General features: G+C 45.4%; 10 protein-coding genes and 1 pseudogene. 8 read left to right on the top strand and 3 right to left on the bottom strand.

Annotated features, from left to right (window positions below; all coding sequences use genetic code 11):
* Positions 1–78 precede the first annotated feature (78 nt).
* Both FGQ85_RS11060 and istA read right to left on the bottom strand, forming a co-directional pair.
* Positions 79–405: pseudogene (locus FGQ85_RS11060) on the bottom strand (ATP-binding protein); the annotation flags it as partial.
* A complete protein-coding gene (istA, locus tag FGQ85_RS11055; RefSeq protein WP_138373474.1) occupies positions 402–1,964 on the bottom strand; it encodes an IS21 family transposase in 1,563 nt (520 codons plus the stop codon). The gene istA and the pseudogene FGQ85_RS11060, both read right to left, overlap by 4 nt.
* A 505-nt stretch (positions 1,965–2,469) precedes the next feature.
* Between istA and FGQ85_RS18585 the strand changes: the two genes are divergently transcribed.
* The 6 genes from FGQ85_RS18585 to FGQ85_RS11030 all read left to right on the top strand — a co-directional run bounded on the left by FGQ85_RS18585 (position 2,470) and on the right by FGQ85_RS11030 (position 6,881).
* On the top strand, positions 2,470–2,970 hold the full coding sequence (locus FGQ85_RS18585) for a DUF6431 domain-containing protein (RefSeq protein ID WP_347563092.1): 501 nt from the start codon (positions 2,470–2,472) through the stop codon (positions 2,968–2,970).
* A gap of 77 nt (positions 2,971–3,047) precedes the next feature.
* A complete protein-coding gene (locus tag FGQ85_RS18855) occupies positions 3,048–3,665 on the top strand; it encodes a helix-turn-helix domain-containing protein (protein ID WP_243128547.1) in 618 nt (205 codons plus the stop codon).
* 12 nt (positions 3,666–3,677) lie between these two features.
* Positions 3,678–4,457 carry a Mu transposase C-terminal domain-containing protein gene (locus FGQ85_RS18850; protein ID WP_243128546.1) on the top strand — a complete coding sequence of 260 codons (780 nt, stop codon included), beginning with the start codon at positions 3,678–3,680 and terminating at the stop codon, positions 4,455–4,457.
* Positions 4,450–5,265 (top strand): AAA family ATPase, encoded by an 816-nt coding sequence (locus tag FGQ85_RS11040; protein ID WP_138373473.1) that lies wholly within the window; start codon positions 4,450–4,452, stop codon positions 5,263–5,265. The genes FGQ85_RS18850 and FGQ85_RS11040 overlap by 8 nt, the downstream gene beginning before the upstream one ends.
* A gap of 409 nt (positions 5,266–5,674) precedes the next feature.
* Positions 5,675–6,217 (top strand): DapH/DapD/GlmU-related protein, encoded by a 543-nt coding sequence (locus tag FGQ85_RS11035; protein ID WP_207670230.1) that lies wholly within the window; start codon positions 5,675–5,677, stop codon positions 6,215–6,217.
* 49 nt (positions 6,218–6,266) lie between these two features.
* Positions 6,267–6,881 carry a VanZ family protein gene (locus FGQ85_RS11030; RefSeq protein ID WP_347563091.1) on the top strand — a complete coding sequence of 205 codons (615 nt, stop codon included), beginning with the start codon at positions 6,267–6,269 and terminating at the stop codon, positions 6,879–6,881.
* 378 nt (positions 6,882–7,259) lie between these two features.
* Here FGQ85_RS11030 and FGQ85_RS11025 read toward each other — a convergent pair whose 3' ends face one another.
* A complete protein-coding gene (locus tag FGQ85_RS11025; protein ID WP_347563090.1) occupies positions 7,260–7,637 on the bottom strand; it encodes a hypothetical protein in 378 nt (125 codons plus the stop codon).
* A gap of 207 nt (positions 7,638–7,844) precedes the next feature.
* Here FGQ85_RS11025 and FGQ85_RS11020 point away from each other — a divergent pair, with 207 nt between their 5' ends.
* Complete coding sequence (locus FGQ85_RS11020) at positions 7,845–8,687, top strand: ISL3 family transposase (protein WP_138373472.1); 843 nt, start codon at positions 7,845–7,847, stop codon at positions 8,685–8,687.
* Entirely contained in the window at positions 8,650–9,387 is a 738-nt protein-coding gene (locus FGQ85_RS11015; RefSeq protein ID WP_171027947.1) for a helix-turn-helix domain-containing protein, read from the top strand. Before FGQ85_RS11020 ends, FGQ85_RS11015 begins: the two co-directional genes overlap by 38 nt.
* Positions 9,388–9,472: the final 85 nt, after the last annotated feature.

The following is a 9,472-nucleotide window of genomic DNA, read 5'->3' as shown; positions in this document are numbered from 1 at the left end:
GAACGACGGTATCCGCAAAGCCGGATTTGCGGTACTGTGTCACCGGAATGGCGGTTCAGAATCGCCCGGAATACTCACGGTGGCGCCGGTAATAAAAATGTTGCGGTATTCTAAGATGTATTCACAGGTTGCCAAACGGCTGATCAAAGCTTTGTTCAGCTTCCGCCCGGATTGATAGTCGATAGCTGCGATGCTGGCGTCTGGTTGCTCCAGTTCTGCCTGGCGGATCAGCCTTTTCAGGCGGTTGTTTTTTCGGTTTGTATATTCAACATCAACCAGCATGCCGAAGCGGTCTTCAAACGGAACTTCCTTCATTGTAGAATCATTCATCTGGATTCGAAAGGCATCTGCCATGGATGACAGGCGCATCTCGATAAGTTTATCAATGGTACTCTGATTGGTCATGATCTTTTACCTCCGTAGTATCTGGCACCTCTTGTAATGCCACGTGCCGATGATTGCGTCTTAGATGAAATGGAATCCGGATTCTGGGAAACAGGATCGGAATCCTCTTTCATGGCAGCTAATAAATTTTTAATACTTTTATAACTGGGTGTTCTGGAATAAAGGAGCGCTCTTGAACAAGCTTCTTCCAGCTTGCTGGGAGAATGCTTCTCAGCCAGTTTCAGCAGCCCCATACAGCTTCTGTAAGTCTGCTGTTCCACCCTGCCGGAGGTCAGGATCGCATCAACCACCTTACTTGTGTTGTTTCCAATCGAATCTGCCCATCTGCGGAAACGGTCACCGTTCCATTCCAGATATTTCTGATGATCTGGCGGCATATGTTCCATTACCGTGGAGTATTGGCCGCTCCTGCCATGGAGACGGCGATGCGAGGCGATCCGGTTGTGATGATAAAATATTTCAATCGTTGTTTCTGTTATGCGCACATCGACCTTATCTTTGATATACTGATAAGGTACGGAGTAGTACATCTTGTCTACTGCGATGTGATAGTTGAACTGGACGGTGGCCTGTTTCCACTCCGCCAGTTCGAAGGGTGTGGCAGGCAACGGTGCCAGCAATGGCTTTTCTTCCCCAAGAAATAAACTGAGCCTGCTACAATCCTTCTTTTGAAACTTTCTTGCATTGTAGGCATCCAGCTTTTCACGGATTGCATCGTTTAATTCTGCAAGGGAGAAAAACTGTTCATTGCGAAGGGCTGCGGTAATCCATGTGGAGATCTTACCAACGGAGCCTTCTACATTCGGTTTATCCTTGGGTTTCCGGACTCTTGCCGGGATGATGGCGACATTATAATGTTCTGCCATCTCATGATAAGTAGTGTTCAGTGCGGTCGTATACCAGTCGCTTTTTGAATGATTTACTGCCGTAGAACAGTTATCAGGAATAAGCATCGGTGTAACGCCGCCAAAGAATTCAAACATCTGGATATGCGCTTTGATCCAGTTGTCTGTCTTCTGATTCAGGTATGCCTTCACAAAGGCATACTGGCTGTAAGTAAGGACTCCTACAAATATCCATGCCTCCGTGATCTCACCGGTGTCTGGATCAATGAGTTGTGCCGGATCGCCGGCCCAATCTACTTCGATCTGTTCACCCGGTTTCCGTGGGATATGCATGGTTGCCCTGCGCTTTTCTTCATCTTTTTGGATGTAGTAGCAGAACTGAGAGTACATGAGAGGTTCTTCATTGTTTATGCGACATTCCTCACAGTATTCTACCCATAGGAGTTTCTTGTTGACTCCATTTCGCAGAAGTTCCCTGCGGATGTAGTCATAATCAGGCATCCGTTTATTGGTTGCTGATTTTGTCTTGGGGAAAAGTATTTCCTCAAGTGCGCTGTCGGTCATGTCATGATCCAATGGCCAGGAAAGATTTATTTCCGCAGCTTTTTTGACGACCTTGGCAACTGTGTTACGGGACACACCGCAACTATGTGCGATGTTCCGTTCACTGAATCCTAAGCTTTTCAGGCGAAGGATTTCTCGATATTTGGTCATAGTGGCGACCTCCTTTAACTGTATTCACATCTACTGATGTGTTCTTACAGTATAAAGGAAATCTATGTAATAGAGCCTAATGTGGCTCTGAATTACCGGAATATGTGGCTCTTATTTTCCGGAATGGCGGCTCTCAAAGTCCGGACAGGCGGCTCAAAGAGCCCCGGAATAATCATTTCGCAGGTATAGGTTTTCGATTGGAAAGTGGAGCACAAATATCGGATTATATTATATAAACTATATCCATTGTATTTTATATATTCCGAAAACAATATGCCTTGCTCAAATAATATGTGGATTGATTTGTAATAGATTTAATTGTTTTTGACCTCATAGTTTAGCATTATGCTGCTCTGCTTGCATGTCTCTGGATTGCCCTGTATACAGTCATCAGTATACAGAAAGAAAAAGGGTTCCAGAGCACCCTCCGTGACAAGTCGTGTACTCTGAAACCCTGGCATTAAAACCATGGTTATTGTATCAGATTACACGTTCACTTACAATCATGAAAATGATATTTTTTGTTGAGAGCAGCGCCATATCCTACTGCCCGGTCTGTGGGGAGCCGCTTTCCTATCGGGATTCCTGTGTCAGGATCATGCGTCTGGAGGGCGGAATGAAGCAAAGATTCCTGATCCGGAGGCTGAAATGCAGCAACTGCGGCAGACTCCATCGGGAACTCCCAGACTGTCTGGTCCCATACAAACACTATGCTTCCGAAGTGATCTCCGGTGTACTGGATGGGATCATCACTCCGGAGGATGACGATTCCGCAGATTATCCCTGCGAAATGACAATGCGCCGCTGGCACTGCTGGCTGGAAGCCAACCGGCTCAGGATAGATGGATACCTGAAATCAACAGGATACCGTCTGCTGGGATTCTCCACAGAACTTCTGGAATCCCGGGTGTCGCTGCTCGATAAGCTGCGAAGTTCACGTCCGGAATGGCTGGAAACACTGCTCCGGTTCCTTTATAATTCCGGAGGCTTTCTTGTCCACATTTAGAATTCCGGTTTTGCACCGACTTTGTTTTGCTGTCACCACTGCCCTGTGGTACCCTCCCTGCAAAGGAGGTTATACCAATGAAAACAAATGAAACCATAAAGTGGCAGGAAGAACAGGCACTGCGGCGGTACCAGCTGATCGCTCCCCTGCTGGATGAATCGCTGGACAATGCAAAGCGGATCCAGATGCGGGAGGCGGTCGCAGAACAGAACGGAATCTCCCCACGGACCCTGTACCGTTATGAGGCGGCTTACAGAAAAGGCGGATTCCCCGGTCTGAAGCCGCAGGACCGGGAAACAAAACGCTCCCCGAAGCTCCCGGAAAACTTTGATGAGCTTCTGGAAGAGGCAATCCAGCTGAAGCGGGAAGTACCAAAACGCTCGGTCCGTCAGATCATCTATATCCTGGAACTGGAGGGCCGTGTAGCCCCGGGAGTCCTAAAGCGTTTCACGATGGAGAGATATCTCTATAAAGCCGGATTCGGCGTCCGGCAGATGCAGATGTACAATGATGCCAGGAAAAGTTCTTCAAAACGGTTCTGCAAACCGCACCGGATGATGCTGATCCAGGGTGACATTAAATATGGCATAAAGCTTCCCATCGGCAGGAATGGGGCTATGGTCCAGACTTACCTTTCTTCCGCAATCGATGACCATTCCCGGTATGTGATCCAGTCTGAATTCTATGCCAGCTAGGAAGAATCCATTGTGGAGGATACTTTCCGGAAAGTGGTCCTCAAAGCCGGAAAATTTGATACCTGTTATTTTGATAACGGATCCCAGTATATCGCAAAACAGCTGAAACTCTCCCTGGGGAAACTTGGGATCACAATCCGCCATGCGCCCAGGGCGAGTGGGAAATCGAAAGGCAAATGTGAAAAATTCCATCAGGTTGTAGATTCGTACCTGAGGGAAGCAAAAGCGCATCAGATCCGGACACTGGAACAGCTGAACCAGTACTGGGAGATCTTCCTCGAAGAGTACTACCACAAGAAGCCCCATGAAGGGATCCGTGAGTACTACGAAAGCCTGGGCAGCCCCGTTCCTGCCCAGGGGATCACACCGATGCAGGAATGGGGAAGGGACAGCCGTCCCCTGACGTTCCTGGATACCGGCGTGGTGGCGGAAGCATTCCTCCACCACGAGACCCGTCTGGTAGACAAAGGCGCATGTATCAGCTTCCAGGGCAGGAAGTATGAAACGAAGCCTTCCCTGATCGGCTGTAAAGTGGAGATTTCCTACGACCCGATGGCGCCGGAAGTGATCCGGGTATCCTATCCTGGGATCCCGCCTTTTGAGGCCGGGCCGGTAAAGATCGGGGAATTCTGCTCCAAAACTCCGGCGCTGCCGGTCTCCATGCAGGAGCAGGAAACGGAAGCTTCCAGGTTCCTTTCCGCGTTGGAGAAGAAACATGCACAGAGCAGACAGCAGGTAGCTGACGCGATCTCCTTCGGCCAGTACAGGAAGGATGGTGGCAGCGATGTATGAAACATTTTTCCAGATGGAGCATACTCCCTTTTCCAGGAACACACCGGTTGCCGACCTTTATGAGTCGCCTGCCATGGCGGATACCCTGGGGAGACTCGCCTATGCGGCAGACCGCCAGCTCTTTGCAATAGTCACTGCAGATGCCGGATGTGGAAAGTCTACATTGATCCGCCGTTTTGTGACCAGCCTGCCCAAAGAGGAATACCTGTTCCTGTATCTGTCGGATTCCAAGCTGACCCCGCGGTGGTTCTATAAAGGGATGCTGGACCAGCTGGGGATCGAGTCAAAGTTTTACCGCGGTGACGCAAAGCGGCAGCTCCAGAAGGAAGTGGAGATCATCCGCGGCGTCCAGAAAAAGAAAGTGGTCTGTATCCTGGACGAGGCACATCTTCTGGAGAAGGAGACCATTGAGGAATTCCGCTTTCTGCTGAATTACCGCTTTGATTCTATCAGCCCGATGGCACTTGTCCTTGTCGGGCAGACGGAACTGTGGGATAAACTCCGAATGCAGCGCTATGCGGCAGTCCGGCAGAGGATCGATATCAACTGTGTCCTTCCCCATCTGGACCGTGCGGAAACCGAACGATACATCCAGTCCCATCTGGCTTATGCCGGCGGCAGGCAGGACATCTTTACGGAGAAAGCCCTGGATGATATCTATAAGGAGTCCACAGGAATCCCGCGCCGGATCAACCGGATCTGTGAAAAGAGCCTGATGTATGCCAGCCAGCAGGGGAAGCGCCTGATCGATGAACACCTTGTCCGCTACATCATTGAACATGAGATGCTGGGAGGTGACACACGATGATCACATTTACCTGTAAAGGGAAGGGATGCTCGCCCCGGCAATAGGAAGGCAGCCTTGAGATCCTGCAGAGAGGGAATCCATGTGAGGCAGAACTCTGTGCCAGGGGAAGCCGCTTCCACCTGATCGTAGGAAAGCATTCCTACGGGAACTATCTCTGTATCCCCAACTGGGATGTTGGTACAGAACTCTCATCACTGACAGATCTCTTCTGGAATGAGGAACGCCTCCGGCATTACAGCCGAATGAAAAAGGCAGATGCCTGTACCATCGTATCGGCGCTTAAAGTGCTGGCAGAGCATGAATGTATGAACTAATTCCTTTCGTGATGGGGCGGACAGCCGCCCCATCAAAGGGAACATTCCATGACAGATATCCTGGCAATCTCATGACAGCATGACAGGGCGAGATCATGACAACCCAGGAGAGCATTAACATTAATGAGAAAGGGAAAAAAGGTAAGATGAATCTTATAGTGAGAGATTTATTTTTCAATAAAATCTGCGCTTCTGTTTTGATAAGTAATAAATTGCGGTCAATTTTATATAAATGGGGGGGTGTAGAGCTTGAAAAAGGCGTGACGATTTGTCCTAGATGCTTTGTTGGAAATAAATATTTGTTTATTGGAGAGAGAACATTTATAAACTACAATGTGTGGTTTAATACAGCCGGAGAAATCAATATTGGAAAATATTGCAATATTGGATTTGGGGTTACATTCATTACGTCTACACATGAAATTGAATCGAGTTATAGGCGGGCAGGAAAGTCCATTTCAAAGAAAATTGTTATTGGCGATGGAACGTGGGTTGGAGCTAAATCAATTGTTCTACCAGGTGTAAAAATTGGAAAAGGTGTTATAATAGGCGCCGGATCTGTCGTAACAAAAGATTGTGAGGATAATTGTGTGTATGCAGGGAATCCTGCAAGATTGATAAGAAAATTGGAAGGATAAGAAAGAGAACGGCGTGTATAAGGCTGATCTGTTCAGTGACCTGTAAACGATGATGAAAGAATCGATTGATTTACCTGGAAAGATCATCACAAACATCCTGATTGCTCTCTATGAGCCGTTTGGGTTTTCACTCCTGTTGTCATTCCTGGCAATGTTTTTCTACCTATATGCGTATGAGTCTAAAGAAGCTGGTAATGGATGGAAGAATGCCATAGTGACAGGGTATCAGAAGTTCAAAGAGAGCGTGTTCTTTCGGAAGTTGTTCTTACTGGCCTTTGTGACATCAATGATTTTGTTTAGAACGTTACTAAACCGTAATCTGTGGCTAAATCCTTTGTCTGATGTCATGGGCGGATGGGGCATCTGGGAGACCGTGAATGGCGAGCAGAAGCTGACTACTGAGTGCATCGAGAACCTGATCATGATGGTGCCGTTTTCAGCAGTAGTGCTGTGGACGTTCGGAGAGAAGATTGGAAACGGCTGGAAGAAGATACTGTGGTATAGTGGAAAGATGGCATTTATCTTTTCGGTAAGCATTGAGATGCTGCAATTATTGCTTCGCTTAGGTACGTTCCAGCTATCGGATATCTTTTACAACACAGTCGGCGGAGTAGTAGGTGGTATGGCGTACTATGTGGCGATGAAGGCAAGAAAGCGTCTGTAAAACTGGATGAAATTGTGATATACTGGGAGCAGTAGCTCCCTACGCTGCTCGTAATAATATCACACACCTCTCCGTGGTGAGCAGCAGGCAACGGTCTAAGGATCGGCGAAGATGTGAAGAAACATAGAAGAAAGGAGCTGGTAGAAGTGGAAGCAATGGAAGGAAAGTACTTGGAACTTGTTCAGAATTGTATTAATTATGCAAGAAGTTTCATGACATTACCCGAACCTATTGAATCCTATTTTGAAGACTGCCCATCTGACAGATTCAAAACAATGGACAATGCCGCAGAGGGATGCGGAAATAAATTGTATTTTAATAAGCCGTGGTTTACAGGACAAGATAGATGGGAAAATCATAGGGTTGATATAGAGTTCTTCATTTTTCATGAGCTGCGACACTTACATCAGCACTATGAAATTGCGTTGTTGGATAGCAATAATACTGTACATGAAGATATTCCTCACAGTATTCTACCCATAGGAGTTTCTTGTTGACCCCATTGTGCAGGAGCTCCCTGCGGATGTAGTCATAATCAGGCATCCTTCTATTGGTTGCTGATTTTACCTTGGGAAAAAGCATTTCCTCAAGTGCGCTGTCGGTCATGTCATGATCCAATGGCCAGGAAAGATTCATTTCCACAGCCCGTTTGACGACCTTGGCAACTGTGTTACGGGACACACCGCAGCTATGTGCGATGTTCCGTTCACTGAATCCTAAGCTTTTCAGGCGAAGGATTTCTCGATACTTGGTCATAATGGTGACCTCCTTTAACTGTATTCACATCTGCTGATGTGTGCTTACAGTATAAAGGAAATCTATGTAATAGAGTCCATAAAGTGGCTCTGAATTACCGGAATGCATGGCTCTCATTCTCGGTTCTTCCGCAATTATCCGTTTTTAATCTAGGAAATCTTATAAGTTTATAGTATAATGATTGTAATAAAGTTATGGAGATTTCTTATGAATACATTTGATTTAGATTCATTTTTCCCGAAAGACAAGTTGCAGTTAATTAAGGTTGAACAAACAAAAGAGAGAATTCATATTTACCTGAAATCAATAACAAAAAGTTGTGTCTGCCCCAAATGTGGCCAATCTACTGAGGAATATCACGGCACCTATGTAAGACACGTTCAGGATCTTCCTGTTTTGGGAAAAAATGTTCAGTTACATATTAAAGCGCATGAATATAAGTGTGCAAATACCGATTGTAATGCCAGTACAATCGCAGAGAATTTTAATGGTTTTCTCAATTATTATAGCCGGATGACAGAACGCTGCGCTGACTTTATTTGTTCATTAGCATTAGAAACCAGCTGTGAAGGCTGTTCCAGGATATGTAAGGTATTAGGGATAAAGATTAGTGGAGATACGGTGATCCGTCTTCTTTTGAAGAGATATCAGGCTATGGAACATGATTTCATTGGAGGTAAAATAGGGATTGATGATTTCGCTTATAAAAAACGTCATACATATGGAACCATCATAGTAGATGAGGAAACTCATAATCCTATCACACTACTGGATGGAAGAGACGGTGACTCTTTGCGGGAATGGTTGAAAAATAATAAACATATCAAAGTAATTACCAGAGATAGAGCCAGTGCTTATGCAAAGGTTATAGCAGAAGAGCTGCCGGATGCAATGCAGGTAGCAGACCGTTTCCATCTTCATCAAAATTTACTGGAAGCAATAAAAAAAGCCTTAAATCATGAACTGCCGGCCACTGTAAAGATTCCGCATGACGATGAATCCGAAGAAAATCATGAGACTGGTAAAAAAAATCGCACAAGATGTGGATAACTTCTCGAATTATTCTGAAAAACGGTATAAGAAGATTTGTCAGATCCAGGAATTACTAAAGGAAGGATGTAGTTATAGAGAAATCGCCCGCCGCATGGGAGTTGGAAGGAACACAATAGCAAAATACAGAAAAGGGGATCCCAAAGAATTGAGTATGTATGGGATACACCAAAGTAAACTGGATATTTTTCATGATTTTATTTTAGACTGCCTGCATTCTGGAAAGAGTAAAAGTAAAACCGTAAAATCAATATATGCCAGAGGTTACAACGGCTCAAAGAGCAATGCTTTTGAATATCTTGTAAAAATAGAGCATCGAGAAGGAAAAACTTTTGAACCGCAGCCATATATCAGAACGCAGACAGAAGCACTGAAATATAGAATGAGAAGTAAAGGGAAAACAGCAGATTATATTACAAGAGAAGGCGTGTTCAAACATATGTGGATGGATGTAAGCCTGACAAATCTTCAAAAATGCTATATTTACAATCAATTTCCCCATCTATGGGAACTGCATATATGCATTAGGGAGTTTCGGAATGTTTTCAAGAAAAAGATGGTAGTATTGCTCTATTTATTCATTGATAAGTATAAAAAGAGTAAGGTCAAAGAATTACGCAGTTTTGCTAAAGGTTTGGAAAATGACATGGATGCCGTTGAAAATGCAGTGGCCTATGATTATAGTAATGGTTTTGTATAGGGAACCAATAGCAGACTCAAAATGATAAAACGCACTATATACGGTAAATGTAATAAAGAATTAGTGGAAGCAAAACTGCGGTATA

Source organism: Pseudoflavonifractor sp. BSD2780061688st1 E11 (assembly GCF_005844125.1).
GTDB classification, from domain to species: Bacteria; Bacillota; Clostridia; order Lachnospirales; family Lachnospiraceae; genus Sellimonas; species Sellimonas catena.
Note: the sequence above shows the minus strand (reverse complement) of the source record. Positions and strands in the feature narration are given on the sequence as shown.